This window comes from Rhizobium sp. 05L419, assembly GCF_056397845.1.
Map to the genome: position 1 here is coordinate 158414 of NZ_JBFTOF010000008.1, position 25714 is coordinate 184127.

General features: G+C 60.8%; 28 protein-coding genes. 15 read left to right on the forward strand and 13 right to left on the reverse strand.

Annotation, left to right across the window (positions count from 1 at the left end; translation table 11 throughout):
* Positions 1-24 precede the first annotated feature (24 nt).
* Together AC1DMK_RS13450 and AC1DMK_RS13455 are read left to right on the forward strand one after the other, a co-directional pair.
* Positions 25-1920, forward strand: coding sequence for a TPR end-of-group domain-containing protein (locus tag AC1DMK_RS13450; RefSeq protein ID WP_037062686.1), 1896 nt, complete (start codon positions 25-27; stop codon positions 1918-1920).
* A 145-nt stretch (positions 1921-2065) separates the two neighbouring features.
* Positions 2066-2272, forward strand: coding sequence for a hypothetical protein (locus AC1DMK_RS13455; protein WP_037062685.1), 207 nt, complete (start codon positions 2066-2068; stop codon positions 2270-2272).
* A gap of 36 nt (positions 2273-2308) precedes the next feature.
* Here AC1DMK_RS13455 and AC1DMK_RS13460 read toward each other — a convergent pair whose 3' ends face one another.
* Positions 2309-2656 carry a helix-turn-helix domain-containing protein gene (locus AC1DMK_RS13460; RefSeq protein WP_037062684.1) on the reverse strand — a complete coding sequence of 116 codons (348 nt, stop codon included), beginning with the start codon at positions 2654-2656 and terminating at the stop codon, positions 2309-2311.
* A gap of 334 nt (positions 2657-2990) precedes the next feature.
* Between AC1DMK_RS13460 and mbfA the strand changes: the two genes are divergently transcribed.
* Positions 2991-3974, forward strand: coding sequence for an iron exporter MbfA (gene mbfA / locus AC1DMK_RS13465; protein WP_477859616.1), 984 nt, complete (start codon positions 2991-2993; stop codon positions 3972-3974).
* A gap of 60 nt (positions 3975-4034) precedes the next feature.
* Here mbfA and AC1DMK_RS13470 read toward each other — a convergent pair whose 3' ends face one another.
* Both AC1DMK_RS13470 and AC1DMK_RS13475 read right to left on the reverse strand, forming a co-directional pair.
* Entirely contained in the window at positions 4035-4634 is a 600-nt protein-coding gene (locus AC1DMK_RS13470) for a transglutaminase-like cysteine peptidase (protein WP_037062681.1), read from the reverse strand.
* Positions 4635-4787: 153 nt separating this feature from the next.
* Complete coding sequence (locus AC1DMK_RS13475) at positions 4788-5588, reverse strand: alpha/beta fold hydrolase (protein ID WP_037062680.1); 801 nt, start codon at positions 5586-5588, stop codon at positions 4788-4790.
* Between the two features lie 177 nt (positions 5589-5765).
* Between AC1DMK_RS13475 and infC the strand changes: the two genes are divergently transcribed.
* The 6 genes from infC (at position 5766) to pheT (ending at position 11748) form a co-directional block, all read left to right on the forward strand.
* Positions 5766-6302, forward strand: a complete 537-nt coding sequence (infC, locus tag AC1DMK_RS13480) for a translation initiation factor IF-3 (RefSeq protein WP_057472423.1) — start codon at positions 5766-5768, stop codon at positions 6300-6302.
* A gap of 318 nt (positions 6303-6620) precedes the next feature.
* The gene (rpmI, locus tag AC1DMK_RS13485) at positions 6621-6824 is read left to right on the forward strand and encodes a 50S ribosomal protein L35 (RefSeq protein ID WP_007813308.1); all 204 of its coding nucleotides are present in this window, start codon (positions 6621-6623) and stop codon (positions 6822-6824) included.
* A gap of 39 nt (positions 6825-6863) precedes the next feature.
* Entirely contained in the window at positions 6864-7268 is a 405-nt protein-coding gene (rplT, locus tag AC1DMK_RS13490; protein ID WP_037062676.1) for a 50S ribosomal protein L20, read from the forward strand.
* Positions 7269-7369: 101 nt separating this feature from the next.
* Positions 7370-8188 (forward strand): BUD32 family EKC/KEOPS complex subunit, encoded by an 819-nt coding sequence (locus AC1DMK_RS13495; protein ID WP_477859619.1) that lies wholly within the window; start codon positions 7370-7372, stop codon positions 8186-8188.
* A 39-nt stretch (positions 8189-8227) separates the two neighbouring features.
* Complete coding sequence (pheS, locus tag AC1DMK_RS13500) at positions 8228-9310, forward strand: phenylalanine--tRNA ligase subunit alpha (RefSeq protein ID WP_477859621.1); 1083 nt, start codon at positions 8228-8230, stop codon at positions 9308-9310.
* A 14-nt stretch (positions 9311-9324) separates the two neighbouring features.
* Positions 9325-11748 carry a phenylalanine--tRNA ligase subunit beta gene (gene pheT / locus AC1DMK_RS13505; RefSeq protein ID WP_037062673.1) on the forward strand — a complete coding sequence of 808 codons (2424 nt, stop codon included), beginning with the start codon at positions 9325-9327 and terminating at the stop codon, positions 11746-11748.
* Between the two features lie 191 nt (positions 11749-11939).
* Here pheT and AC1DMK_RS13510 read toward each other — a convergent pair whose 3' ends face one another.
* Positions 11940-12299, reverse strand: a complete 360-nt coding sequence (locus AC1DMK_RS13510) for a nuclear transport factor 2 family protein (RefSeq protein WP_037062671.1) — start codon at positions 12297-12299, stop codon at positions 11940-11942.
* A 208-nt stretch (positions 12300-12507) separates the two neighbouring features.
* Between AC1DMK_RS13510 and AC1DMK_RS13515 the strand changes: the two genes are divergently transcribed.
* Entirely contained in the window at positions 12508-13125 is a 618-nt protein-coding gene (locus AC1DMK_RS13515) for a hypothetical protein (RefSeq protein WP_037062669.1), read from the forward strand.
* Here the strand turns inward: AC1DMK_RS13515 and AC1DMK_RS13520 are convergent.
* Both AC1DMK_RS13520 and AC1DMK_RS13525 read right to left on the reverse strand, forming a co-directional pair.
* The gene (locus tag AC1DMK_RS13520; RefSeq protein ID WP_477859623.1) at positions 13115-13558 is read right to left on the reverse strand and encodes an N-acetyltransferase family protein; all 444 of its coding nucleotides are present in this window, start codon (positions 13556-13558) and stop codon (positions 13115-13117) included. The genes AC1DMK_RS13515 and AC1DMK_RS13520 overlap by 11 nt on opposite strands.
* Before the next feature lie 13 nt (positions 13559-13571).
* Positions 13572-14519: an aldo/keto reductase gene (locus tag AC1DMK_RS13525; RefSeq protein WP_477859625.1), complete on the reverse strand. Its 948-nt coding sequence runs from the start codon at positions 14517-14519 to the stop codon at positions 13572-13574.
* 180 nt (positions 14520-14699) lie between these two features.
* On the opposite strand from AC1DMK_RS13525, the gene AC1DMK_RS13530 reads away from it, so the two are divergent.
* On the forward strand, positions 14700-15686 hold the full coding sequence (locus tag AC1DMK_RS13530; RefSeq protein WP_037062654.1) for a Gfo/Idh/MocA family protein: 987 nt from the start codon (positions 14700-14702) through the stop codon (positions 15684-15686).
* Here the strand turns inward: AC1DMK_RS13530 and AC1DMK_RS13535 are convergent, their stop codons facing one another.
* From AC1DMK_RS13535 to AC1DMK_RS13550, 4 genes are read right to left on the reverse strand one after another with little or no spacing between them, the layout of a single operon-like run.
* Positions 15687-16043 carry a GtrA family protein gene (locus AC1DMK_RS13535; RefSeq protein ID WP_477859627.1) on the reverse strand — a complete coding sequence of 119 codons (357 nt, stop codon included), beginning with the start codon at positions 16041-16043 and terminating at the stop codon, positions 15687-15689.
* Positions 16044-16071: 28 nt separating this feature from the next.
* On the reverse strand, positions 16072-16434 hold the full coding sequence (locus tag AC1DMK_RS13540) for a transporter (RefSeq protein ID WP_051974014.1): 363 nt from the start codon (positions 16432-16434) through the stop codon (positions 16072-16074).
* 11 nt (positions 16435-16445) lie between these two features.
* Positions 16446-17150, reverse strand: coding sequence for a class I SAM-dependent methyltransferase (locus AC1DMK_RS13545; RefSeq protein WP_477859630.1), 705 nt, complete (start codon positions 17148-17150; stop codon positions 16446-16448).
* 26 nt (positions 17151-17176) lie between these two features.
* Positions 17177-18181 (reverse strand): glycosyltransferase, encoded by a 1005-nt coding sequence (locus tag AC1DMK_RS13550; RefSeq protein ID WP_037062647.1) that lies wholly within the window; start codon positions 18179-18181, stop codon positions 17177-17179.
* Between the two features lie 156 nt (positions 18182-18337).
* Here AC1DMK_RS13550 and AC1DMK_RS13555 point away from each other — a divergent pair, with 156 nt between their 5' ends.
* Positions 18338-20179 (forward strand): hypothetical protein, encoded by a 1842-nt coding sequence (locus tag AC1DMK_RS13555; protein WP_477859632.1) that lies wholly within the window; start codon positions 18338-18340, stop codon positions 20177-20179.
* Positions 20180-20386: 207 nt separating this feature from the next.
* Here the strand turns inward: AC1DMK_RS13555 and AC1DMK_RS13560 are convergent, their stop codons facing one another.
* The gene (locus AC1DMK_RS13560) at positions 20387-20629 is read right to left on the reverse strand and encodes a hypothetical protein (protein WP_037062644.1); all 243 of its coding nucleotides are present in this window, start codon (positions 20627-20629) and stop codon (positions 20387-20389) included.
* 174 nt (positions 20630-20803) lie between these two features.
* Here AC1DMK_RS13560 and xseA point away from each other — a divergent pair, with 174 nt between their 5' ends.
* The gene (gene xseA / locus AC1DMK_RS13565) at positions 20804-22393 is read left to right on the forward strand and encodes an exodeoxyribonuclease VII large subunit (protein ID WP_477859634.1); all 1590 of its coding nucleotides are present in this window, start codon (positions 20804-20806) and stop codon (positions 22391-22393) included.
* Between the two features lie 11 nt (positions 22394-22404).
* Positions 22405-22995, forward strand: coding sequence for an NAD(P)H-dependent oxidoreductase (locus tag AC1DMK_RS13570; protein ID WP_037062639.1), 591 nt, complete (start codon positions 22405-22407; stop codon positions 22993-22995).
* Here the strand turns inward: AC1DMK_RS13570 and AC1DMK_RS13575 are convergent, their stop codons facing one another.
* On the reverse strand, positions 22996-23478 hold the full coding sequence (locus tag AC1DMK_RS13575; RefSeq protein WP_037062637.1) for a MarR family transcriptional regulator: 483 nt from the start codon (positions 23476-23478) through the stop codon (positions 22996-22998).
* Between the two features lie 97 nt (positions 23479-23575).
* On the opposite strand from AC1DMK_RS13575, the gene AC1DMK_RS13580 reads away from it, so the two are divergent.
* The gene (locus tag AC1DMK_RS13580) at positions 23576-24487 is read left to right on the forward strand and encodes an EamA family transporter (protein ID WP_477859636.1); all 912 of its coding nucleotides are present in this window, start codon (positions 23576-23578) and stop codon (positions 24485-24487) included.
* Here the strand turns inward: AC1DMK_RS13580 and AC1DMK_RS13585 are convergent.
* Complete coding sequence (locus AC1DMK_RS13585) at positions 24435-25688, reverse strand: aminopeptidase (RefSeq protein WP_477859638.1); 1254 nt, start codon at positions 25686-25688, stop codon at positions 24435-24437. The two genes, AC1DMK_RS13580 and AC1DMK_RS13585, sit on opposite strands and share 53 nt — an antisense overlap.
* Positions 25689-25714: the final 26 nt, after the last annotated feature.

The following is a 25714-nucleotide window of genomic DNA, read 5'->3' on the forward strand; positions in this document are numbered from 1 at the left end:
TGTTCAGCCAGCGCCGAGGTTCACTTGGAACGCCGTCTTGCAGCTATTCTCGCAGCCGAGATCGTCGGTTACAGCCGGTTGATGACTACTGACGAACAGGCAACGCTGGATGCGGTGAAACTCTGCCGCAGCGAGGTTGTTGATCCGAAGATAGCGCATTGCCGCGGGCGTATCGTCAAGCTGACGGGCGACGGCATGCTGGTGGAGTTTTCCAGCATCGTCAACGCGGTTGCCTGCGCCAGCGAAATGCAGCGGGCCCTGGCCGAACGCAACAAGACGGTAGCCGACGATCAGCGCATCGAATTTCGAATCGGCATACATCTCGGTGACGTGATCGTCGAGGACGGCGACATTTTCGGCGACGGCGTCAACGTTGCCGCGCGCCTGGAAGCGATTGCCGACCCAGGAGGCATAGCGATTTCTGCTTCCGCCAGGGATCATGTGGGAACGCGGCTCAGCCTGTCGTTCGAGGACAGGGGCGAGTATGCGCTGAAGAACATCGAAAAACCCGTCAGGGTCTATGCGATCTCTGCCAAGCGCGCCTTGCCTCTCAAGGTCAACGAGGCAGCGCTCGCGGCAGCCAAGGAGAAGCACAAGCAACTGGTCGCCGTATTGCCCTTCACCAACATGAGCGGCGATCCGGAACAGGAGTATTTCTCCGACGGTATCACGGAAGACATCATCACCGACCTCTCGAAGATTTCGAACCTCTATGTGGTCGCGCGAAACACGGCGTTCACCTACAAGGGAAAGTCGGTGCAGGTGAAGCAGGCTGCGGCCGAGCTCGGCGTCAACTTCGTCCTGCAGGGAAGCGTGCGCAAGGCCGGCGAGCGCGTGCGCATCACCGGACAACTGATTGACGCGAGGAACGGAACGCATATGTGGGCCGACCGCTTTGACCGCGACCTGACGGACATTTTCGCCATTCAGGACGAGATTACAAATGCCATCGTCGATCAACTCAAGATCAAACTGCTGCCGGAGGAAAAGCAGGCGATATCGACGGAGCCGACCCGCAACGTCGAAGCCTACACCTACTACCTGAGAGGCCGGCAGTTTTCGCATACCTGGACGAGGCACTACCTGCTCATGGCGCGCCGGATGTTCTCAACCGCCGTCGCGCTCGACCCGGATTATGCTCGCGCCTACGCCGGTATTGCCGATTGCGAATCCGCTCTGCGGGATTGGCACGCCGGGGATTATACGCTCGAAGGCATTCTGGATCTCACCGCCAAGGCGCTGGCGCTTGATCCGAATCTGGCCGAGGCGCACGCCTCGCGTGGCCTGGCGCTGCATCAGGACGGGCGCGACCAGCAAGCGCTGGTCGAGTTCGAGAAAGCCCTGGCGCTTGAGCCTGATCTTTATGAGGCCAATTTCCACTATGGGCGTTTCCTGTTCATGCAGGGAAAATTCGAAAGTGCGATCGCTTTCTTCACGAGGGCATCGCAAATACGCCCCGATGATTACCTGTCGCCCATCCATCTGATGAGCGCCTCCCGTTCGCTCGGCCTTCAGGAGGAGCGACAGAATTGGGCGCGCATCGGCATAGAACGGGCCGAGCGCGCCTTGGAGAGCCATCCGGAGAACGCCGGCCCGGCGCACAGGGGCGCGCTTGCCTTGGCGCATATGGGCGATCACGCACGCGCCAAGGAGTGGGTAAAGCGCGCCCAGGCGATCGACCCCGACGACATCGTGGCCCAGTATAACGTCGCTTGCGTCTACGCGCTGTTGAACGAGTGCGATACGGCGCTCGATATCCTCGAAGCGCTGCTGCCGCAGTCCTCGTGCTACCAGATACTCTGGTTCGAGCACGATTCGGATCTGGATTCGATCCGGGACCATCCCCGATTCCAGAAGATGCTGGACGCCATAGAAGCCTGCACGTTCTCGCAGGACGGTTTCAGGGTGGCGTCCGAGTAGTCCGGTTCATCATTTCGTTTCATTCTGAAACAGGTCACGCGGTTCATCTGTCTTGCGTTAACGCAGCTATCGGATCGCGCTTTGCAGCGCCGTCGAATGCATTCACTATGCTGGCAGGGGAAAAATTAAACCAAGGGCAACTTCCATGACGGTAGCCGCCACCATGTCTTTGCAGTCGGATGATGTCGACGTACTTGCGGGCGCACTCTACACGTGGTGCGCAGAGCGCAATATCAAGCTTCGCAGCCAGCAAGGCCTTGCGATCGCCAGCATCGCGATCGACCTGTACCATGCCGGTCATGATACGCAGGATGACTTGCTCGTCGCGCTGCACGAGCGTGACCTGCACTGATCACGCTATCAAAACCCGAGCCATGGCCCGAAGGCCTCAGGCATAGGCTTCGCCGCTCATCAGGTCGAGAATGGTTTTGACCGCTTCCTTGCCTGCGGTGGAGCGGAGCCTGTCGTAGCTGACGCCCAGTTCATACGCCTCTGGGCTCAGTCCCGGTCTGGCAGTCGTGTTGGCGCCTTCGAACAAGGCCGATATATCCACACCCAGGAACACGGCTATCTGGTGGAGCTTGCTCGCCGACACCCGGTTGGTGCCCTTCTCATATTTCTGGATTTGCTGGAATGTCAGGCCGAGCGCTTCACCCAGTTCCAGCTGCGAGATCCGCCGTTTCGCGCGAAGCGTTCTGATGTTCTGCCCGACAATTATATCCACCGGATCTGGCACTTTAGTGTTCCCTTGTGAAGCAATAAATTGCATCCTGTACTATGCCGAGGTTTCTCAATATCTCAACCCTACAGTTGCAAAATTCAACCGGCTTTTTCTTTGGTTTCGCGCTGAATCCTACCGTTAGAATAGTTGAATATACTTTTGCGTGCAGAAAAGTCTACATTCCATCGGATGGCGCATTCGTTTTTGTACTATAAGCGCCTTCTTGGGGATGCCGACAGATCTCCGATCTCAGATCGCGGAAGACGGCTCTTGCGGCGCTGCGGCAGCGATGGCCTTGACCTCAATTTCGGCTCGCTATATTTTAGAATAATTCTAAAATGAGGAAGCCATGCTGAGTCGTCTTTTCAGATCACCAAAACGTTCCTTCGAGTCTCTGTCGGAGCAGGAAATCCTGGCGCTCGCGATCGCATCCGAAGAGGATGATGCCCGGATCTATCTGGCCTATGCCGAGATGCTGAAGGCAGACTACCCGGCCTCCGCCAAGGTCTTCGAAGAAATGGCCGAAGTCGAAAATACCCACCGCACGTCTTTGATCGCGATCTATCGGCAACGCTTCGGGGAACGCATCACGTTGATCCGCCGGGAGCACGTCCGGGGCTTCTATGAACGCAAGCCGGATTGGCTGCGGCGAAACCTGTCGCTGGACACGATCCGCGGCGAAGCCGAAGCCATGGAACGTCAAGCCTATCGGTTCTACGTCGAGGCAGCGGGCCGCGTTGCCGATGCGCAGACGCGCCAGCTGCTGGGTGACCTGGCGCTCGCGGAGCAGGGCCACGAGGACATTACGCGCATGCTCGGCGAGAAGCACGCTCCTGAAGCGGTAAGGCAGGAAGAGGACAAGGCAGTGCGGCGCCAGTTCGTGCTGACCTACGTGCAGCCCGGTCTGGCGGGCCTTATGGATGGCTCGGTCTCGACGCTGGCCCCGATTTTCGCGGCAGCGTTTGCCACGCAGGACACGTGGCAGACGTTCCTGGTCGGCATGTCGGCATCCGTCGGCGCGGGTATCTCGATGGGCTTCACCGAAGCCGCTCACGACGACGGCAAGATCTCCGGGCGCGGTTCGCCTATCAAGCGGGGCCTGGCCTGCGGTATCATGACGACACTGGGCGGTCTCGGCCACACCCTGCCGTATTTGATCCCGGACTTCCTGACGGCAACGACACTTGCCGTGGTCATCGCCGTCTTCGAACTCTGGGCGATCGCCTTCATACAGAACCGCTTCATGGAAACGCCGTTCCTGCGCGCCGCATTCCAGGTCGTCGTCGGTGGCGGGCTTGTTCTCGGCGCGGGCATCTTGATTGGAAATAGTTGACGTCTGCCGACGAAAAAGGCCGGCATGGCGCCGGCCTTTGTTGATCCAAACTTACGCTGCCTACTTCAGCGCGCCGACCAGAACGTCACGGCCATTCTCGATGGTGACCCAGCGGCCGGCATTGTAGCTCGATTGGCGCTTGATGAAGGAATAGGGCGTGTCGAACCACGGCTTGACGGTGGAGGCGAGGTTGTCGAGGACGAAGTCGCCTTTCGTCGTGCGCAGCGTCAAAATGGCATGACCTTCGCCGTCGGGCTTGCGAACGACGGTCATCAGAAGATTTGCCGGCGAAAAACCGCGCTGAATGAGGATGCGGCGCTTCAGGAGGGCAAAATCCTCGCAGTCGCCGGCTGTGGTCGGATAGGCCCAGACTTCATCCTTGCCGTAGATTTCCTTGTCCGTCATAGGCGTGATGCTGTTGTTGACCGTGCCATTGACGGAGCGGATGAGCGCCCACTTTTCGTTCGACATTTCGGCGGCGGCCGTGATTCGGTTTGCCCCGCACTCATCGTGATGGGTCTGGCAGAACTCGTAGTGGCCGATTGGCTGCGATGTAGCGGCGCCGGTCACCATTGAGAGGGTGTTCGTCGAAGCCGGCGTCGCGGCTGTCGACATAGCAAACATGGCCATCATGGCCACCAGGAATCCCTTGATCCGCACGCCCACCGTTCCTTGCATCGCCCTTATATTGTTAACAAAAAGTTAACGGTGAGACGCTCGGAGAGTCAATCGATACTTCTGGCGGAGGGGTGAGAAGCGGTGGACATGGTTAAAATGCGTTAGGATTTCGCGTCCGTTCCCCTCGATGTCGAGTTAGCGAATGAGGCCTTTCACCGCCTGCAGCATGCGGTCGATGTCCTGTGGGCGCGACAGCCGGTGATCGCCATCGCGAACGAAAGTGAGGACCACATCGTCTGCGGGAAGATGCTCGACGAGCTTCATCGCGTGCTGGTAGGGAACATCCGGATCTTTCATTCCCTGCAAGATATGCACCGGGCAGCCGGTTTCGATGATGCCCGTCAGCACGCGGTTCTCGCGACCGTCCTCGAGCAGGCTGCGGGTATAGATGTTGGGTTCGAGGCTGTAGGCCGACCGTTCCTCGAAAAAGCCGCGCTCGGCCAGCGATTTCTGCTCTTTCTTGGTGAGGTTTGGTTCGATGAGGTCGGATGTGAAATCAGGTGCCGGTGCAATCAGCACCATTCCGTCAAGCGCCGGCGCCCCGGCTTTCTTCGAAAGCTCCTTCGCGAGACGAAGCGCGATCCATCCTCCCATCGAAGACCCGACCAGAATGGCGCGAGCCGGGCCGGCATGGAGAATGACCGCAAGCGCTTCTTCGAGCCACCGTGAAATGGTGCCGTCGGCGAAGGTCCCGCCGGAGAGCCCGTGGCCCGAATAATCGAGCCGAATGCAGGCGAGCCCGCTTTCTGCCGCCAGCCTGTCGAGCTCGACCGCCTTGGTTCCGCTCATGTCGGATCGGTATCCGGACAGCCAGACGAGCGCGGGGCCGGCCGCAGCCGTGGCGCTGGGGCGCACGATGTAGGCAATCTCGCGGGCGGCCTCACCGTCTCCGACGGTCAGAAATTGGTGATCATGAGCGAGATTTGCGTCAGACATGGCGGAACTCCGGTTGTTTTGACCTATAAAACAGATTCTTGACAGGCTGACAGCGGGTGATTTTTCCGCTAAAGCGTGCTAATGACTGCGTTGCAGCGACGGCGAAACTAGGTTTGCCCTCCTTGGTGGGGGGTACCTTGCTGCAGCGATCCGAAACAACGCGAGGAGAATACGACCATTCGCAGACCTTTTAAAACCGACGCGCCCGTTAAGGAAGGGCCGCGCTCGAATCGGGAAATTCGCATTCCCAAAATTCAGCTGATCGATGCTGAAGGACAGAATTTAGGCGTCGTGGCGACCGACCAGGCCCTGAGAATGGCTGAAGAAGCTGGCCTCGACCTGGTGGAAATTTCCCCCAATGCTGAACCGCCTGTGTGCAAGATCCTCGATCTGGGCAAGCTGAAATATGCAAACCAGAAGAAGGCCGCCGAGGCGCGCAAGAAGCAGAAGATCGTTGAAGTCAAAGAAATCAAGATGCGCCCGAACATCGACACTCATGACTATGAAGTGAAGATGAAGGCAATGGGCCGTTTCTTCGAAGAAGGCGACAAGGTCAAGGTGACGCTGAAGTTCCGTGGTCGCGAAATGGCCCACCAGGAACTCGGCATGAAGCTTTTGCAGCAGGTGAAGGCCGACACGCTGGAGTTTGCCAAGGTCGAAGCCGAGCCGAAGCTTGAAGGCCGCCAGATGATGATGGTACTCGCGCCAAAGTAAGGCGCGTCGCCACCGTATCAAAGCCGTCCGCAAGGGCGGCTTTTGTATTTTGGGCGATCGTCGGGTCCCGCAGCCGGTCCGGTAAGATTCCTCGGTCCGCCCCGTTGCACTTTTATGGCGCTGCGGTTATAAGCGCGCGTCCGAACTGACCGGCAGGGCATGCCGTGGCAGTGTCGAATGCTTGCGGAACGGTTCATCACCGGAGCCGCAGATCAACAACGAACGCTCCCGCACCTTGTTGCGACGACCGGAAAACCGGACATCGCGAGAAGGCTTCTTTGATGAAGTGCGCAGGGGGTACAGAAACGGAGTAGCAAAATGCCCAAGATGAAGACGAAGTCCTCTGCCAAGAAGCGGTTCAAGATCACCGCAACCGGTAAGGTCAAGGCCGCCGCTGCTGGCAAGCGCCATGGCATGATCAAGCGTAGCAACAAGTTCATTCGCGATGCACGTGGCACGATGGTTCTCGCAGAACCAGATGGCCGCAAGGTCGTGAAGAACTACCTGCCGAACGGTCTCTAAGACTATTCCGCGAACGTTGTAGATTAAGGAGATCATGAAATGGCACGTGTAAAAAGAGGCGTAACGTCTCACGCCAAGCATAAGAAGGTTCTGAAGCAGGCTAAGGGCTTCTACGGCCGCCGCAAGAACACCATCCGTACGGCCAAGGCAGCGGTCGATCGCTCCAAGCAGTACGCGTACCGCGACCGCAAGGTCAACAAGCGCAACTTCCGCGCTCTCTGGATCCAGCGTATCAACGCTGCTGTCCGCGAATTCGGCCTGACCTACGGCCGCTTCATCGACGGCCTGAACAAGGCTGGCATCGAAGTCGACCGTAAGGTTCTCTCCGACATGGCGATCCATGAGCCGGAAGCATTCGGCGCGCTCGTCGCAGCCTCCAAGAAGGCTCTCGAGTACCTCAAGGACGCCGGCACGAAGAACGAGTTCGAAGCAGCCGTCAACTAAGCCGGCGCAATTCGGACTCTCGTTTCGACGATTTGGAACCCGCGCTGGCAATGCTTGCGCGGGTTCTTTCGTTTTCAACTGGACAAGGACGTCGGAAAGACGTGGCGACCGATTTCGAAAATCTGATAGCCGATCGGGGCTTGCGCGAGGAGGACGTTCCCGTCCTGCTATCGGCGCTCATCAGCGGCTCCGGGCGCGTCGAGCGCGTCGTCCTGTCGAGTGGTGCGGTCTGGATCAAGCGCTACGGCACCGAGCGCGCCTCGCGGTGGGTCGCGCTTCAGCGGACGATCGCCGACCTTCTTCGTGCGCCGTTCCTGCGGCCGTCGCCGGTCCTCGGTGACGAAGGCATGGCGGAGCGCGAAATCCGCCGCATCGCGGAGTTCTCCGCACACGACGTCCCGACGGCGCGTGTCATCTATTCGTCCGGCGCTGCCGTGGTCTTCAGCGATGCTGGACGCACGGTCGACCGGTATCTGCACGAGATCGTTGACGTCGATGCCGCCGCGCACGACGACATGCTGATCCATTGCGCGGCCGAACTCGGCCGGCTGCATGCGAAGGGGCTGTGCCACGGTCGCCCCTATCCGCGCGATATGTTCCTCAAGGAGGGCCACATCGGCTTCATGGATTTCGAGGAAGAGCCCGGCACGGTCATGCCGCTGGAGGTCGCCCAGGCGCGCGATATTTGGCTGCTCTTTCTGCAGGTGGCAACACGCGCGCAACTGGGCAGGAAAACGCATGATCGGGCTTACAAGGCGTGGGCAGACGTTGCACCCCCGCAGGCCGTTGCCGAGCTGCACAAGCTTACCGGCTTTCTGGGCGGCTTTTTATCGGCTGCCCGGTTGATCGGCCGCGTGCACATGGGTAGTGATCTGCGACGTTTCATCGTGGCGACGAGCTATCTGACGCATGTTTCGTGAATTATCGACAAGACTGACGCCCCCGTGAGGCAGGAAAAGATGACCGAACTCGACACTCTGGAAAAGCAACTTCTGTCTGATGTGGCAGCCGCTGCAGATGAGCCCGCGATCGAAGCGGTGCGCGTTGGCGCGCTCGGCAAGAAGGGCTCGGTGTCCGAGCTGCTGAAGACGCTCGGCGCCATGTCGCCGGAAGAGCGGCAGATGCGCGGAGCCGCGATCAACGCGCTGAAGACCTCGGTGACGGACGCGATCAACGCCCGCAAGGCCGACCTCAAGAAGGTCGCGATCGATGCCCGCCTCAAGGCCGAGACCGTCGACGTCAGCCTCCCGGTGCGCTCGTCGCCTGCCGAGCGCGGCCGCATCCATCCGATCAGCCAGATCGTCGACGAGATCACCGCGATCTTCGGCGACATGGGCTTCTCGATCGCCGAAGGTCCAGATGTCGAGACCGACTATTACAATTTCACGGCGCTGAACTTCCCGGAGGGTCACCCGGCCCGCGAGATGCATGACACCTTCTTCTTCAATCCGGACGAGAACGGCGAGCGCAAGGTGCTGCGCACGCACACCTCGCCGGTGCAGGTGCGCACCATGGAGGCCTCGAGCCCGCCGATCCGCATCATTATCCCGGGCAAGACCTACCGCCAGGATTCGGACGCCACCCATTCGCCGATGTTCCACCAGGTCGAAGGCCTGGTCATAGACAAGAAGGCGAACGTCGCCAACATCCGCTGGGTCCTCGAAGAGTTCTGCAAGACCTTCTTCGAGGTCGACAGCGTGACCATGCGCTTCCGCCCGTCTTTCTTCCCGTTCACCGAACCGTCCTTCGAAGTCGACATCCAGTGCGACCGTTCGGGCCCGATCGTCAAGTTCGGCGAAGGCACCGACTGGATGGAGATCCTCGGCTGCGGCATGGTCCATCCGAACGTGCTGCGCCATGGCGGGCTTGATCCGGACGAGTATCAGGGTTTCGCCTGGGGCATGGGCCTCGATCGCATCGCCATGCTGAAATACGGCATGCCCGACCTGCGCGACTTCTTCAACGCCGACGTTCGCTGGATGACCCACTACGGCTTCCGCCCGCTCGACATGCCGACCTTGTTCGGCGGCCTGAGCGCGTAAGGAGGATTGAGATCATGAAATTCACACTCTCCTGGCTGAAGGATCATCTGGCAACGGATGCCACCCTCGATGAAATCTGCGCCCGCCTGACGATGATCGGGCTGGAGGTCGAGGACGTCGACGACAAGGCCGCGTTCAAGCCCTTCGTCATCGCCAAGGTCCTCTCGGCCGAAAAGCATCCGCAGGCCGATCGCCTGAAGGTTCTGTCGGTCGACACGGGCGCGGGCAAGCCCGTCCAGGTCGTCTGCGGCGCACCGAATGCGCGCGCCGGCCTGATCGGCGCCTTCGCGGCACCCGGCACCTATGTTCCCGGCATCGACGTGACGCTCGCCGTCGGAAACATTCGCGGCGTCGAAAGCCACGGCATGATGTGCTCCGAAAAGGAGCTGCAGATCTCCGACAGCCATGACGGCATCATCGATCTGCCGCAGGATGCGCCCGTCGGCACCAGCTACGCCGCCTATGCCCATCTCGACGATCCCATGATCGAGATCAACCTGACGCCGAACCGTCCGGACTGCACCAGCATCTACGGCATCGCCCGCGATCTGGCCGCCTCCGGCCTCGGCACGCTGAAGACGCGGCCTGCCCCTTCTTTTGCCGTCGAAGGCGAAACGCCCGTCAAGGTGACGCTCGATCTCGACGACGAAAAGCTCTGCCCCGGCTTTGCGCTCCGCCTCGTGCGCGGCGTTCGGAACGGCCCGAGCCCGAAATGGATGCAGCAACGGCTCACCGCCATCGGCCTGCGTCCTATCAACGCGCTCGTCGATATCACCAACTACATGACCTTCGACCAGGGGCGGCCGATGCACGTCTTCGACGCCGCCAAGGTCACCGGCAATCTGACTGTTCGCCGGGCAAAGGACGGTGAAACCGTCCTAGCACTCGACCAGCGCGAGTACACGCTCAATCCGAACAACGTCGTTATCTCGGACGACGACGGCATCGAATCGATCGGCGGCATCATGGGCGGCGAGCATTCCGGCTGCGATGAGAATACTACGGACGTGCTGATCGAATCCGCTCTCTGGGATCCGATGAACATCGCCAAGTCGGGCCGCGGTCTCGGCATCATCACCGACGCCCGTTACCGCTTCGAGCGCGGCGTCGATCCGGAGTACATGGTTCCGGGTATCGAACGCACGACGGAACTCGTTCTCGAACTCTGCGGCGGCGTGCCCGCCAAGGCCGATGTCGTCGGCTACAAGGCGTATACGCCAAAGATCGTCGATTTCCCGTTCTCTGAGGTCAAGCGCCTGACCGGTCTGGAAGTCTCGACCGACGAGAGCGTGCAGATCCTGACGCGCCTCGGCTTCAAGGCGTCCGGTTCCGGCGCGCGCGTTTCGGTCGCCGTCCCCTCCTGGCGGCCCGATGTCGACGGCAAGGCCGATCTCGTCGAAGAGGTCATGCGCATCCACGGCGTCGACAACATCAAGCCGGCGCCGCTGGAAAGCCGTGTGGCCATCAACGGCAAGATCCTGACGACGCTGCAGATCCGCACCCGTACGGCCAAACGCGCGCTTGCCTCGCGCGGCATGCTGGAAGCCGTGACATGGTCGTTCATCCCCGAGGATCAGGCAAAGCTCTTTGGCGGTGGCTCGGCGGCACTCAAGCTCGCCAATCCGATCGCGGCCGAAATGTCCGATATGCGTCCTTCGCTGTTGCCGGGTCTTTTGACTGCCGCACAGCGCAATGCCGACAAGGGCTATGGCGACGTCGCGATGTTCGAAGTCTCCGGCACCTACGAAAACGACAGGCCGGAAGGCCAGCGCCGCGTTGCCGGCGGCATCCGCCGCGGCACGGCCTCGCTTGCCGGCGCCGGCCGCCTGTGGTCGAACAATTCCAAGGGTGGCGGCAAGCCGGTCGACGTCTTCGATGCCAAGGCCGATGCGCTGGCGGTGATCGAAGCCTGCGGCCTGCCGACGGGCAACATCCAGATCGAGCAAGGCGGTCCTGAATGGTATCACCCCGGCCGCGCCGGCACGATCAAGATCGGCCCGAAGGTCGTTCTCGGCTATTTCGGGGAATTCCATCCCTCGGCGCTCGAAGCGCTCGATGTGTCGGGCGCGCTCTGCGGCTTCGAAGTCTATATCGACGCGATGCCTGAGCCGAAGAGGAAGGCCACCCGCACCAAGCCGGCGCTGGAGCTTTCGCCGTTCCAGGCCGTCAAGCGCGACTTCGCGTTCGTGGTCGACAAGTCGGTCGAAGCGGGCGCGATCATCAAGGCTGCGTCGGGCGCCGACCGCAAGCTGGTGACGTCGGTCAACGTCTTCGACGTCTTTGAAGGTGCTTCAGTCGGCGAGGGCAAGAAGTCGGTGGCGATCGAAGTGCAAATCCAGCCGGTCGATCGCACGTTGACCGACGAGGATTTCGAGGCGCTGACCCTGAAGATCGTCGCCGGCGTGACGAAGTTCACCGGCGGCGTCCTGAGAGCCTGAGTGCAGGCAGTCGTGAGATTAGAGGCCGGCGAGGCCCCCAATCTCCCCTCATCCTCGCCCGTGTGGTGGGGATCCAGCGTGCTCAAGTCCTTGAGCACGGAAGACCTCTTTTCACGGCGCGGACGCGCCGTGGCTGGATTCCTGTGACAAGCACAGGAATGAGGCGGTCAAAAGCCTCGTCGCCGGCCTCTTTAAGTGTGCAGATAGTAGAGCTTATTGACGATTGTCCAGCGGCCCTCGATCTTCAGCATCGACAGGTAGTCGGTGAAGAGCATCCCGGCGAAGTTGTCGCTGACTTTGACGCTGGCTGCATCGCCGACGATATCCAGCATCTGGATATCCATATGCGGCTGTGTGCCGGGAGGTGCAGCCCCCTCGGCCACGATGGCGGCAATGAACTCGTCGCGGGTCAGCCACTCCACCGCATTCTCATAATGTCCGATGACCGCGCATTGCGGATGAAACGCCTTTCGCAACGCGGCTTCGTTGGCGAAGGTCATGCCCTCGACGTAGAGATGGACAACCGCCTCGACTGCCTGCTGATCCGACATGTCTCGCCTCCCGGGCTTTTATGTTAAAGCATAGCGCGATGAGACAGTGCGGCAAGATCGGTACTTCGGTTTCGGTGAACCCGATGGGCAAGACCGGGCCGCTGGTTTGCGGCGGTGGTGGCGAGCTGCGAATTGTTCCGATCGTTTCGGGTGGCGTTGCGTTTGAAAACGGGCAAAGTTGCACTCTGATCTCAAAGGAGGGGCGCAGATGAAGAAGCCGGGATCGATGAAAGGGCTGGAGGATCTGGGTCGCGCGCGCCTGTCGAAGAACTTCTTCCTGCGCGATTTCCTGCATTCTGAGATCGCCGATTTCTACCGCATCCCGAACATCCCCGACGATCCGCAGCTCGCGATCGAAGCCGGAAAGCGTCTCTGCGAGGAACTGCTTGAGCCGCTTCAGGCGACGTTCGGCCGCCTGCACATCCGCTCCGGATATCGCTCGGCAGAGGTCAATCACTTCGGCAACAGGAACAATCTCAACTGTTCCTCGAACGCCGCAACGGCTGCCGATCACATTTGGGACCGGCGCGATATCGACGGGTGCGTGGGGGCGACCGCCTGCATCGTCGTGCCGTGGATGCTCGACACCTACGGCAACGAGCAGGATTGGCAGAAGCTGGCGTGGTGGATCCACGATCATCTGCCCTATGCCGCGCTCTGCTTTTTCCCCAAGCTCTGGGCCTTCAACATCCAATGGCACGAGCGGCCGCTGCGCGTGATCCAGAGCTATGTGAGGCCGCGCGGCATTCTCACCAAGCCAGGCATGGCGAATTGGGAAGGCGATCACGCCTCGTTCTACGAGGGCTTCCCGCCGCTCAGAAATTGACCCGATAGCGGATATGGCCGTCGCTTTCGACGTAGCTGTCGTACAGCGCCCGCGCCGTCTTGTTCTGTTCGCTTGTGTGCCAGTAAAGCCGCGCCCAGCCGTTTATCTTGCAGAGTGCGACGAGGTCGTCCATCAGCGCCCGCCCGGCACCCATGCCGCGAGCCTCGGGATCGACGAAGAGATCCTCGAGATAGCAGTCCTTGCCGCTGATCCACGTTCCCTCGTGCGTGAGGTAGAGCGCGAAGCCGATGACGTTTCCCTCGATCTCCGCAACGCGCATGGCAATCGCCGACGCCGGATCGAAGACCCGGCACCAGGTGAAATCGGTAATGTCAGCATCGACGGTGACATCGTAGAACGCGAGATACCCGGCCCAGAGCTCGCGCCATCTGGTCTCATCGTCAGGCCTTGCGTCGCGGATCGTCACGGTCATGATTTTCTCCCGATCAGGCGCCCGCCTTGTCGAGCAGCGCGATGGCATCGTCCGAAAGCTTGAGCGTCGTCGATCTGACGAGGCTCTGAAGTTGCGAAAGGCTGGTTGCACTGGCAATCGGCGCCGTCACGCCCTTCTTTGCGAGCAGCCACGCGAGCGCGATTTCGGCCGGCTTTGCGCCGGTCTCGGCCGAGACCTTGTCGAGGGCGGCCAGAATACGGAAGCCCTTGTCGTTGAGATATTCCGAAACCCGGCCCTCGCGCGCCCGTCCTGCCGTATCGGCCCTCGTGCGATACTTGCCGGAGAGGAAGCCTGCGGCGAGGCTGAAATAGGTGATGACGCCTATGTCTTCCCTGGCGCAGAGATCGGCAAGCGGGCCCTCGAAGCTGTCGCGTGCGTAGAGATTGTACTCAGGCTGAATCACGTCGTAGCGCGGCAACCCTGCCTCTTCGGCGGCATCGAAGGATGCCTTGAGCTGGGTGGCGTCGAGGTTCGAGCAACCGATCGCGCGGATCTTGCCCTGCTGTTTCAGCTTGGCGAACGCACCGAGCGTCTCTTCGTAGGGCGTGTTCTCGTCGGGCCAGTGCGAGAGGTAGAGGTCGATATAGTCCGTCTGCAGTCGCGCGAGCGAATCCTCGACGGCTTTCAAGATGTAGGTCTCCTTGAGCGTCTTGCCCTGGCCCATGTCGGAGCCGACCTTGGTGATGACAACAGTCTTGTCGCGCGAGACCTTCCCACGCTTCAGCCACTTGCCGATGATCTCTTCGGAATCGCCGCCCTTGTTGCCCGGCACCCACGCGGAATAGACGTCGGCGGTATCGATGGTGTTGAGGCCAGCGTCGAAGAAGGCGTCGAGAATCGCAAAGGAGGTTTTTTCATCGGCGGTCCAGCCAAAGACATTGCCCCCGAAGACGATCGGCGCGATCGAAAGACCGGTTTTTCCCAGACGGCGCATATCCATGGCGCTCTCCTAACCTGCTGAAGTGATTGAAATTGATGCCACGGCAGAACACCGTCGAGTGTGAACCTAGCGCGCCGCGGCCACGAAGCAAACCAGTTCCCCGAATTGTGATCGCGCCATTGCGCCGCGGCCGGCGCCTGACTAAGGTCTACAAAAATCTAGTGAGGAGAGGCTCAAGCGATGTTGCGTTTCGGTATCATTTCGACCGCGAAGATCGGTCGCGACCTTGTTGTTCCGGCCATCCAGGACGCGGAAAACTGCGTCGTGACGGCTATTGCCAGCCGTGATCTCGCCAAGGCGCGCCAAATGGCCGACCGATTTTCCGTGCCGCACGCCTTCGGCTCCTACGAGGAGATGCTGGCTTCCGACAAGATCGATGCCGTCTACATTCCGCTGCCGACGTCACAGCACGTCGAATGGACGATCAAGGCGGCCGACGCCGGAAAGCATGTGCTGTGCGAGAAGCCGATTGCGCTGAAGGCCGATGAGATCGACAGGCTGATTGCCGCCCGAGATCGTAACAAGGTGCTGATCACCGAAGCCTATATGGTCACCTATGCACCGGTCTGGCGGAAGGTGCGCTCGCTGGTATCAGACGGCGCGATCGGCAAGCTTCAGCACGTCCAGGGCGTTTTCACCTATTTCAACCGCGATCCCGGCAACATGCGCAACATTCCCGAACTCGGCGGCGGCGCGCTTCCCGACATCGGCGTCTATCCGACGATCGCCACGCGCTTTGCGACCGGCAAGGAGCCGCTACGCGTCCAGGCTGTGACCCGGCGGGATCCCGAATTCGGCACCGACATCTATTCAAGCGTCAAGGCGGATTTCGGCGATTTCGAACTGAGCTTCTACATAGCGACCCAGCTTGCCAATCGTCAGGCGATGGTCTTCCACGGCACGGATGGCTTCATCGAGGTGAAATCGCCATTCAATGCCGACCGCTGGGGCGCCGAAGAGATCGAACTTGCCAACCGCAGCCACAACGAATCGACCACCTTCCGCTTCCCGGACAGCCGCCAGTACAAGCGCGAGGCCGAAGCCATCGCGCGTGCGGCAAAAGGCGAAAACGAGGAAGTCGTCACGCTGGAAAGCTCGAAGCTCAACCAAAGCTTCATCGACGCCATCTATCGCGCCAGCGATAAGGACGGCTGGGAAGCAGTGTGATCACTTGCGGAAAGCGAACCGCACATAGCCGAAGACTGCAAAGCATAGTGTGGCGGCAGATGCGAGAACCATCGCCGCCAGCGGCTGCAGAGATGGCAATGTCGCGATGAGCGCGGCGTAGAGGCCGTAGTTCGCGAGCATCGAAATCACCAGGATGGCGATTATGCCGGAGCGTCCGACCGACAACTTTCCGTGCGCCGTAAGATCGGCGTGGTGCAACAGCGGAATCATGATTCCAAGCGCAGCAAGGAGACTAAGCACCCTGGCCGTGAACGGATCGGATACAACATTCAACAGCAGGTGGAGAAACACGCCATCCGCCGCCAAGCCGAGCAGCGACAACGAGGCAAAGCGCATAGTTAACCCGATGCAGTTCGGGCGCCCCTCAGCCATTGATCGCCAGCATGCCGGCCACGATGAAGACAGCACCTATGACGTAACGGACGGTGAGCGCCTCACCGAGGAAAACCTGCGCCAACAAGGGAACGAAGCAGAAGGTCAATCCCATGAAGGAGTAGGCGATCGTCAGTGGTACGGCCTTCAGAACATAGATCCAGACAATCGTGCCGAGTCCGTAAAGGACTAGAGCGGCGAGCAGGACCGGATTGAGGAGCAACGCAAGGACGTTGCGGATACTGAGTTCTCCCGCGGTCGCGCTCGTCAGCTTAAACAGGACCTGTCCCGATGCAATCAGCAGCGGCGTGCCAATGAGCCCAATCCAGGTGGCCGGTGAAAAAGTGGAAAGCATAGAACCGTCCTTCAATCCGCAGTGTCCCTGTCTTCCGAATAGAATATGTCCCGGCCGATATCTTCGCAGACGTAGACCTTTGGCACGGGATTGACCGCCCTCAGGAAGGAATGCGTGTAGGGGAAGAAGTTGAAATGCGGGTTGAACGTGTAGCGGTATTCGCGTTCCCGCGGCACGACGATGATGAGGCGGCGTTTTGCGATACGGCGCAGTTCGGCGATTGCCTGCTGATAATCGAGGATATGCTCGATCACATGGGTGCAAACGACCGTATCGAATTCGCCGTCGGCGAAGGGAAGAGCCTCGACTTTGGCCGCGACATATTCGATGCCCGAGAGCCGCGATGCGTCGTCGATGACAAAATCGACGCCCGTGAGACGGTTGAGCTTTGGGCGCGCAGACTGGATTCGACTGAGCAGCGCTCCTGTTCCGCAGCCGATATCGCAGACGCTGTGCCCCTTGATCGACCCGATGATGCGACTGATGCACGCCGCCGAATTGTCGGTGCCTTCGTGGACGCGGGGATGGTTGCGGTAAAGCTCGGCATACTCTTCTGCCGAGAGGAAAGGAGCGCGTTCGCGGAACGTCGCCAGATGTGAGATGTGGTCGCCCCAGACGCGCTGTGCCGCCCAGCGGAAGGCGCCGGAATCCCGAACGAACGGTGGCAGGATGTCTTCCAGCACGAAGCGGATGCGGTTGGTGGTTTCTCTTTTCATGAAGGCACGTTACCTCGGGGAAACAATCATGCGATACGAGCGGCCGTGTTGTTTCGGGCCGCCGCTTCCGCGCTTTTTCCGAGCGTTGCGCCGAGGTCTCGGGCGGCAACGTTCAGGTAGTGAATGCGCAACTGTTCAGCCCGTGAGCGTGCAACGGAATCGAGGATCAAGCCGGCGGTGAACGTCATGAACGAGATCATCATCAGCGCCATCGACAGCACCCAGGTCGGCATCCGGGTGACAAGGCCCGTCTCGAAATACTCCGTCAACACCGGCGCCATGAAGCCGATGCTTATCAGCACGAACAACGCGCTGATAATGCCGAAAAATGCGAAGGGTCGTGTCTCCTTCATCAGCATCGCAAACATCCAGAGGATCTTGGCACCATCCTTGAAGGTCGACAGTTTGGAATGCGAACCTTCCGGCCGGCGTCCGTAATCGAGTTCCAGTTCGCTGACCGGGAGTTTCAGTCGCGAAGCATGGACGGACATTTCCGTTTCGATTTCGAAGCCGCCGGAGACGGCAGGAAAACTCTTCACGAAGCGGCGCGAGAACACGCGGTAGCCCGAGAAGATGTCGGTGAAGTCAGTGCCGAAGATCGTTCGATAGAGCAGGTTAAAAAGCCTGTTGCCGATGGCATGGCCTTGACGTCCGGCATCGTCATGGACGCCGCGGCGGGTTCCGACGACCATGTCGGCGCGCTCGGTCAGAAGCGTCCGGATCAGCTCTTCTGCATCGTCAGGCGAGTATGTCCCGTCGCCATCGGCCATGATGTAGATATCGGCGTCGATGTCGGCGAACATGCGGCGCACCACGTGGCCTTTGCCCTGGCGCCGCTCGCGGACGACATGGGCACCGGCAAGCATCGCGTGCAGCGCCGTTCCATCCGTGGAATTGTTGTCGTACACATGGATCTGTGCGCCGGGCAACGTCGCAATAAAACCGCGAACGACCGCACCGATCGTCGACGCCTCGTTGTAGCAGGGCAGCAAGACGGCAATATTCAGATTGTCGATACGCGATCCAATCATGATCACACCTGTTGCGAAGAAATTGCGGCAAGTCTAAACGCCGGCCGTTAACAAGTCGCTATGAAGCCTCCAAGCAAAAGGCCGCCCGCCGCGCGCTTTACGCTTTCTTGATATGCTGGTCGTAAGGTCTTGCCGCATCCAATGACGAGAGCTCTCATGGCGACTATTGCCCCGACGATTGGCGATTCAACATCCATGTCTTGGCCCGAGAAGTTGCGAACGGTGATGACCAGGCTGTGGCCCTCCGTCGTCGTGTACAGCGTTCTTCTGATCGTCGCGATCGTGGCGCTCAAGGTTCCCAATGCGAAGGATTACGTCGGTGCCGACAACGATGACGGGATGCGGCTCGTCGAAGTGCGTGATTTCCTGAACGGCCAGGGCTGGTTCGATCTCATGCAGTACCGCATGGGCCTCGACACCGGCACGCTGATGCACTGGTCGCGGTTGATCGACCTTCCAATCGCGACGCTGATCGAGCTTTTCGGTGTGTTACTGCAGCAGGAGCATGCCGAGGCCCTTGCGCTTGCCGTCTGGCCGTTTGCTTTGATCATTCCGAGCTTCTGGGGCATGGGGCTGGCCGGCCGGCGCATCGGCGGCGTGCTCGGCATGCACCTTTGCCTGGGGCTAGGGGCGTTCCTGCTGGTCACCAGCAATCGCTTCCTGCCCGGATCGATCGATCATCACAACGCCCAGTTCGCCTTGGCAGCGATCATGACGGCGATGCTGCTTGACGAGGACAACAATCCGTTGAGCTACGCCATTGCCGCTTTCGCGGCGGCACTGGCGATTGCTATCGGCGCGGAGACCATGCCGTTCGTCGCCGCGGTCTGCCTGGTGGTTGCTCTGGCGTGGGCCTGGGACGGCGAGCCGTTCGCGCCGGCCGCAAAAGCCTTCGGTCTCACCCTGGCGCTGTCGATAAGCGTCTTCTTCTTCGGGACCGTTCCGCCGCGGCTCTATGCAGCGGTGACCTGCGACAACCTCTCGCTTGGCTACTACAGCCTTTCGGCGATCGGCGGAGGGCTCCTGCTGTTTTCGGCCGTTTTCGCCAGCCGCGCCAGCCGCCTCGTTCGTTTCGCCGCCCTGGCAGGGGTCGGCACGGCCGTTCTTGTGTCGGTGGTCGTCATCGCGCCGCAGTGCCTGCACAACCCGCTGGCGGATCTCGATCCGATGCTGGTCGAACTATGGCTCGACTATGTCTCGGAGGCGCAGTCGATTTTCGGGGCCAACCATCAGGATCCGTACACGATCGGCTTCTTCTATGCGACCGGCCTGTTTGCGATTGCGGTATGCGTCTTCCGTCTTGTCTATGGCGACCGCGTGCGCCTGCATCTCATTCTTCTCTTCCTGCTTGCGATCAGCTGGGGCATCGCCGTATTCCAGGTTCGTGGCTCGATGTTCTCCAATTTGCTGGCCGTCTTCCCTCTGGCACTGCTGATGAGCGACATGCGCCGGATATCGAATGGCGATAGCGAGAATGTCGCGGCTGCTTTCTGCTACATTTCCAGCGTTCTCCTGAGCGTTGCAGCCGTTTGGGGTCTGGCGGGCGGGTTTCTCAGCACACAGATGGACAATGCGCATGCCGAAACAGCGGCGGCAAAAGACAAGCCCTCATGCTCGTCGCGGGAGACGATATCGCCCTTGGCCGATCTTCCTCCCGGTCTTGTAGTCGCACCCTCCGACGTCGGGGTCTCCATCCTGCGCTTCACCGGCAACAGGATACTCTCCGCTCCCTACCACCGGAACCAGGGAGGCATGCTGACCGAGATGCATATTGGCCTGGCGCCGCTGAAGGACGCGGAAGCCTTCCTGCGAGGCACGGGTGTCAGTGTGCTGGTGTTCTGTGCGGATAATCCGCAGACCAGGCAGATCGCCAAGATCAAGCCGGATGGTCTCTATGCGCAACTGGAAAAGGGAAACGTCCCCGCATATCTGCAGGCATTGCCAAGACCGGACGGTTCGCCGGTTCAGTTTTTCCGCTACGTGCCGACCGGCTTGTGACCACTGCAGAAATGCCAGGAACAGCGCGTAGGGATTTTTCCCCACGGAATTGCGTAGGAACAAAGGGAAAGAGTACTTCGGCGACGCCGCTTTTGCAGGAGCGATTCTAGAGTATTCCGCTTTTCTCCGAAGCGCGAAAACACTCTAACCTTTTGTTTTGGCGCAATTCCGAACCCAAAATCGCTATGCACTTTTGCTGGAATTGCTCTAGACGAAGCGTGCCCTTTCGCGGGCGCGCTCGATGGCATGAATACCCAACAGGCACAGCAGCAGACTGAGATTGTAGCAGCCAATGGCCGTTACGAGATCAAGCACCGACGTTGCCCCGGATGCGGTCAATGCCGCGCAGACATAGGCCAGGCAGACAAGGAAGCCAACGAGAACCATGGAGAACAACGAGCGCATGGGCGCGGTGGTAAAGCCAAGTGCGGCGGCGGTCAGAGCAATCATCAAGCATCTCCCGAATCACCGTTAGTATAGGTGCGGCTGCTTTGACGAACAATTAACGGGTCCGGCAATCCCCAGTTTCCTGATGCCTGATCCCAATACGGCGAAACGATATTCCTTGGATTCCGTTCCGTCGCACGGGCTGCTCTTTCGTGCCCCTTCGGGTAAAAGAACTGCATGAGCAGCATCTTCGAGAATGATTCGCCGAGCAATCTGACCGAATACTCGGTTTCCGAACTCTCCGGTTCAATCAGGCGGACCGTCGAGACCGCCTTCGATCAGGTGCGGGTGCGCGGCGAGATCTCAGGCTATCGCGGGCCGCATTCCTCCGGCCACGCCTATTTCGCGTTGAAGGACGATCGCTCGCGCATCGACGCCGTCATCTGGAAGGGCACATTCTCCAAGCTGAAGTTTCGCCCGGAGGAGGGGATGGAGGTGATCGCCACCGGCAAGGTAACGACATTTCCCGGCTCGTCGAAGTATCAGATCGTCATCGAGACGCTCGAGCCCGCCGGTGCAGGCGCGCTAATGGCGCTGATCGAAGAGCGCAAGCGCAGGCTCGGCGCCGAAGGGCTGTTCGATCCCGCCCGCAAGCGGCGCCTGCCTTTCATGCCTGACGTAATCGGCGTCATCACATCGCCGACCGGCGCCGTCATCCGCGATATTCTGCACCGCATCTCGGATCGCTTCCCTGTTCGCGTCATCGTCTGGCCGGTCAAGGTTCAGGGTGAGGGCTCCGGCGAGGAGGTGGCAAACGCCATTCGCGGTTTCAACGGCTTGGAACCGGCCGGCCAAATACCACGCCCTGATGTGCTGATCGTGGCGCGCGGCGGCGGCAGCCTCGAGGACCTCTGGAGCTTCAACGACGAGATCGTGGTTCGCGCTGCGGCTGAAAGCCGGATCCCGCTGATCTCGGCCGTCGGGCACGAAACGGACTGGACGCTGATCGACTACGCCGCCGACGTGCGTGCGCCGACGCCGACCGGCGCTGCCGAAATGGCCGTTCCGGTCAAGGCGGAATTGGACGCCCAGATTGCCGGGCTGACGGCTCGTCTTCAGGGCTGCATGAACCGCCAGATGGATCATCGCCGGCAGTCGGTGCGTGCTCTGGTGCGCGCCCTGCCATCGCTCGACCAACTCCTGGCCCTGCCGCGGCGCCGCTTCGATGAAGCCGCCGCCGGCCTTGGCCGTGGCCTCGAACTCAACACGATCAACAAGAGGCGAAGCTTCGAGAAAACGGCCGCACATTTGCGGCCGGACGTTTTGTCCAATCGCTTTGCCGAGCGGCGCCAGATGCTGGTCGAGCGCATGACAAGGGTGGAACGGACGGTAGAACGGCTGATCGACCGCTCGAGATCGCGCGTCGGTCGCGCCGATGCTGTCTTCTCGTCGCTGCCCGCGCGGCTGAAGACGCAGACGGCCCGCATGCGCGATCATCTGGCCAATCTTTCGCGCCACGCCGATACCGCGGTCCGGCATCAGCTGACGCGCGCCCGCGGCGAGCTCACCGCACAAGACCGCGTGCTGCAGTCGCTGTCCTACAAGAACGTGCTCAAGCGCGGTTATGCCGTTATCCGCGACGATGAGAACCGTCCGGTATCGCAGGCGGCCATGCTATCATCGGGCGCGGGCATCTCGATCGAATTCGCCGATGGTCGCATTGGCGCCATCACGACCKATGGCGGAGAGGCACCCCCCGGTGCCAGGAAGCGGGCCGCCAAGCCCTCCGAGCCCGGCGCGCCGCCGAAGCAGGGCAGTCTTTTCTAGCGGGGTCGCGGATGCGCATCTTGATCGTTCTCGCCCATCCACTCGAAGACAGCTTCGCGGCGGGAGTGGCCACCACAGCGCGGCAGGCGCTGGAGGCAAAAGGCCATAGCGTCGACCTGCTCGATCTCTATCGCGAGGATTTCGATCCACGTCTTTCGCGGGCCGAGCGCGGGGGCTATTTCGACATTCCCTATGATGTCTCCGGTGTATCCGGCATCGTCGAGCGGCTGCAGGCGGCCGATGGGCTGATCCTCGTCTTCCCGCAGTGGTGGTTCAATTTTCCGGCCATCTTGAAAGGCTTCTTCGACCGCGTGCTGGCACCCGGCGTGGCCTTCACGCACGATCTGGCAGGCGGCCGCATCGTGCCGAAGCTGACGAACATCAAGCTGCTCTGGGCCTTGACCACGACGGGCTCCCCCTGGTGGCTTGTTCATCTCTACATGGGCAATCCCGTTCGCCGCCTGCTGAAGCGCGGCATTTCCAATTTCTGCGCCAAGGGGCTGAATTTCCGTATGCTCAGCCTGCACGACATGGATAGGACAACGACTGAAAAGCGGGCGGCGCATCTGGAGCGCGTGCGCAAGGCGCTGAGCGCCCTCTGACTATTCGAAGGTGGAGAGAAACCTGCGCAGCAGCGCATCGAGCTCCGCCTTTTCTTCGCCGGTAAGGCTTTGCATCAAACGCTGCTGATTGGCGACATGGGCGCCGACGGCTTTCTCGACGATACTCAATCCTTCATCCGTCAGCGCAATCAGCACGCTGCGCCGGTCGTCTGGGTTGACGACGCGTTCGACGAAGCCGGCTTTCTCTAACTGGTCGACGCGGTTCGTCATCGTTCCGGAACTTACCATCGTCATGGCGAGCAGGTCGCCGGGCGACAAACGATAGGGTGCACCGGAGCGCCGGAGCGTCGCAAGCACATCGAAAGAGGATGAGGAAAGGCCGTGCTGCTGGAGCACCTGTTCCACCTCGCGCGCCAGATGCGTCGTCAGCCGCTTCAGCCGCCCCAGGATCCCCATGGCTTCGGTATCGAGGTCCGGACGCTCGTGCCGCCATTGCGATAGTATCTTGTCGACGCGATCCATCGTCATGTCTCCTGCAGCGCCACTGATACCAGTATTTATCTTGACGTCAAGATAAATACTGGTAGGCTGCATTTATCTTGATGTAGAGATTGTTGATATGAAGAAAAATCCGACCTATGTCGCCGACGTCCTGATAACTGCACTTGCTCCCGCGATCTGGGGAAGCACCTATTTCGTGACGACGTCGTTTCTGCCGCACGGCTATCCGCTGACCGTCGCCCTCCTGCGCGCGCTGCCCGCCGGCCTGTTGCTGCTGGCGATCGTGCGAAAGCTGCCCTCCGGCATCTGGTGGTTTCGCGCCTTCGTTCTCGGCGCGCTGAACTTCTCGTTCTTCTGGGCTATGCTGTTCGTCTCTGCCTACCGGCTGCCGGGCGGCGTCGCGGCGACGGTCGGCGCCGTCCAGCCGTTGATTGTCATCGTGCTCTCGCGATTGGTCCTCGGGAGGCCGATCCGCGCCCTGGCCGTAGCTGCGGGATGTGTCGGAATGGCGGGCGTCGCGATGCTTGTGCTGACGTCCACGGCCGCACTGGATCCGGTTGGCGTGGCGGCGGGCTTTGCCGGTGCCGGGTCCATGGCGTTCGGCACCGTCCTGACGCGTCGATGGGCGCCGCCGGTCTCCAGCCTCACCTTTACGGCATGGCAGCTGACAGCAGGCGGACTATTGCTTGCGCCGGTCGCGCTTCTTGCCGAGCCGGCCTTGCCGGCTCCGACGATCGCCAGTGTTCTTGGGATCGCCTATCTCGGCCTGATCGGGGCCGCTGCCACCTATTTGCTGTGGTTCAGGGGGCTTGCCCGCATCGAGCCTTCAGCGGCAGCGTCGCTTGGCTTCCTCAGCCCGGTGGTTGCCACGCTGCTTGGGTGGCTGACGCTCGGCCAAAGCCTGACGCCCGCACAGCTTTGCGGTTTCGCCATGGTGCTGGCGAGCGTCTGGCTCAGTCAGCGGACGATGATGCCTGTCAGGCCCACTCGCCCTGACGCATCACCGCAACCCGCGAGCCGTCCGGCTTGATGCCGTCGATGTCGATCTTGTCCGAGCCGATCATCCAGTCGATATGAATCAGGCTCGAATTGCCGCCCTGTGCCTTGATCTGCTCCTGGCTGAGGCTTGCCCCGTCGAGAAAGCACTTCGAATAGCACTGGCCGAGCGCGATATGGCAGGAGGCATTCTCGTCGAACAGCGTGTTGTAGAAGAGGATGCCGCTTGCCGATATCGGCGAGGAATGCGGCACCAGCGCCACTTCGCCAAGCCGGCGCGCGCCCTCGTCCGTATCCAGTACCTTGTTCAGCACCTCTTCGCCGCGCGAAGCCTTCGCTTCGACGATCCGGCCACCCTCGAAGCGCACCCGGATATTGTCGATCAGCGTGCCCTGGTGGGAGAGAGGCTTGGTGCTCGAGACATGACCCTCGACCCGCAGCGCATGCGGCGTGGTGAAGACCTCTTCGGTCGGAATGTTCGGATTGCAGGTGATCCCGTTCTTGGCCGTCGAGGCGCCGCCGTGCCATTCGTGGCCGTCGGCCAGCCCGATGGTCAGGTCGGTTCCCGGCCCCTGGAAATGCAGGGAAGCGAAGCGCTCGTCGTTCAGCCAGCCGGAGCGTTTTGCAAGGTTGGCGTTATGCTCGGTCCAGGCGGCAATCGGATCGTCGAGATCGACGCGCGAGGCCGCAAAGATCGCCTTGGCGAGTTTGGCAACCGCGATCGGTTCCGGATCGTTCGGGAAAACGACCTTCGCCCAGGACGGATTGGGATAGGAAACGATGTTCCAGTTGACGTCGAAATTCGAGATCTTCTCAAGCGCAGGCTTGTAGGCCGCAGAGTTTGCGCGGTTGGCACGGCCGACTTTCCCCGCATCCTGCTCGGACAGCAGCAGCGGATTGTCGCCCGCAACCGCAAGGCGTGCGGCACCGCCCTCGTAGGCCTTTGCCATGCCCTCATAGAGCCAGTTCGAGGCGCGGTCGAAGCTCTGGTCGTTGCCGTATTGATAGCGTGCGAGGGTCGATTCCTCGTCGGAATAGAAGGCAGTCACCAGCCCGGCACCGGCAATGTAGGCATGCTTGGTGATCAGCCGGACGAGGGGCAGGGCGACGACCGGGGCGGTGACGACGAGATCCTGTCCGCTTTTTAGCTGCAGCCCGACCTTGACGGCCACCTCAGCCAGCTTTTCGAGCTTGACGGGATCCACGGAATTCTGGCTCTGGGGCATGTAGTTCATGGTCGATCACCTCCTGAAACAAACGG